Raw genomic sequence first — 1,644 nt, 5'->3', positions numbered from 1 at the left:
CACAAAGCGCGCCATCTTCTTCCACTTCCGGCAGGAGCCGCCAGCAGCGGCCACATTTGTGATTGTCGGTCTTGGTCACGCTAATGTCCGCGCCGTCTGTGACCTTGGCCACAATCGCCAGTTCGGCAAATTCTTCGGTGCTGATCGGCAGGTCGGCCATCGGATAGCTGACTTCTGCCTCGAGGCTGGAACGAATGGTCTTTTCGCGCCGCAACGGTTCGATAGCCTCGGTAACCTTTTCCCGGGCTTCACGGACGAGGTCCCACTTTTGAACCTCACTGTCACCCCAGCGTAGGCTGGGGTCTAAACCGCTCGTCGATTGATTTGGGTCCCAGCCTTCGCTGGGACGACCTGTGGTGAGCGCCTTGAAATCAGGCCATTCCTTCAAATGAATACTATCCGCCTCATTCGGGAACCGGCTCTGCCAGATCTCTTCCGCAGTAAACACCAGCACCGGCGCGATATAACGCGTCAACGCATGGAACAAGATATCCATCACCGTCCGGTAAGCCATGCGCTTCGGATCATCCGGCGCGTCGCAATAGAGGCAATCCTTGCGGATATCGAAGAAGAAAGCGCTGAGATCTTCCTGCGCGAACGCGTTCAAGGTCCGCATATAGGGACCAAAGGCAAAGTCGTTCACATGCTGCTTCAACTCCGCGTCCACTTCCGCCAGCCGGTGCAATATATAGCGCTCCAGCTCCGGCATGTCGGCCACGGCGACGCGCTCGGCATCGGTAAAATCACCCAGCCCGCCCAGCATATAGCGGAACGTGTTGCGCAATTTCCGGTAGCTGTCCGAAACCCCTTTCAGGATTTCATCGCCGATCCGGTGATCCTCGGTAAAGTCGACACTCGCCGCCCACAGCCGCAAGATATCCGCGCCCTGCACATCGATGATCTTCTTCGGATCAAGCGTGTTGCCGAGCGATTTCGACATCTTCTTGCCGGTCTTGTCGAGCGTCATGCCGTGGGTCAGCACAGCCTCATAAGGCGCGTGGCCTCTGGTGCCGCAGCTTTCGAGCAGGCTCGACTGGAACCAGCCGCGATGCTGGTCGCTGCCTTCGAGATAGAGGTCCGCCGGGCGCTTGTCATCGGACCGCAGCAGGTCCGGCCATTTGCCGCTTTCCAGCACAAAGGCGTGGGTGCAGCCGCTGTCAAACCAGACGTCGAGAATGTCGGTGACCACTTCATAATCGTCGAGCGCGTGGTCGTTGCCGAGAAAATCCTGATGATCGGCGTTGAACCAGGCATCGGCACCACCGGCCTTGAAGGCAGCGATGATCCGCGCATTGACCGCCGGATCGTTTAGATATTCGCCGCTCTTGCGATCGACATAAAGCGCAATCGGCACGCCCCAGGCGCGCTGGCGGGAGAGCACCCAGTCGGGGCGGCCCTCGACCATCGATTCCAGACGGCGACGCCCGCGTTCCGGCACGAAACGCACTTCGTCACGGATTTCGCTGAGCGCGATGTCGCGCAGGGTCGGCGAGGCACAGAGCACTTCGTCATGCGGATCGATGGCACCGCCCTCGTTTTCCCATTTTTTCTCCTGCGGCGTTTTGGCCGGCAAATGGGTCAGGTGGCTGTCCATCGGCACAAACCATTGCGGCGTGCAGCGATAGATGATCTTCGCTTTCGAGC

At 59.2% G+C, this 1,644-nt stretch carries 1 protein-coding gene; it reads right to left on the bottom strand.

Going from position 1 to position 1,644, the window contains the following annotated elements; all coding sequences use genetic code 11:
- Positions 1 to 1,644: class I tRNA ligase family protein (locus tag V7665_RS13570; protein ID WP_335665067.1), on the bottom strand; the 1,644-nt coding region annotated here is incomplete at both ends.

This window comes from Parasphingorhabdus sp. (assembly GCF_036964675.1).
Lineage (GTDB): Bacteria > Pseudomonadota > Alphaproteobacteria > Sphingomonadales > Sphingomonadaceae > Parasphingorhabdus.
Note: the sequence above shows the minus strand (reverse complement) of the source record. Positions and strands in the feature narration are given on the sequence as shown.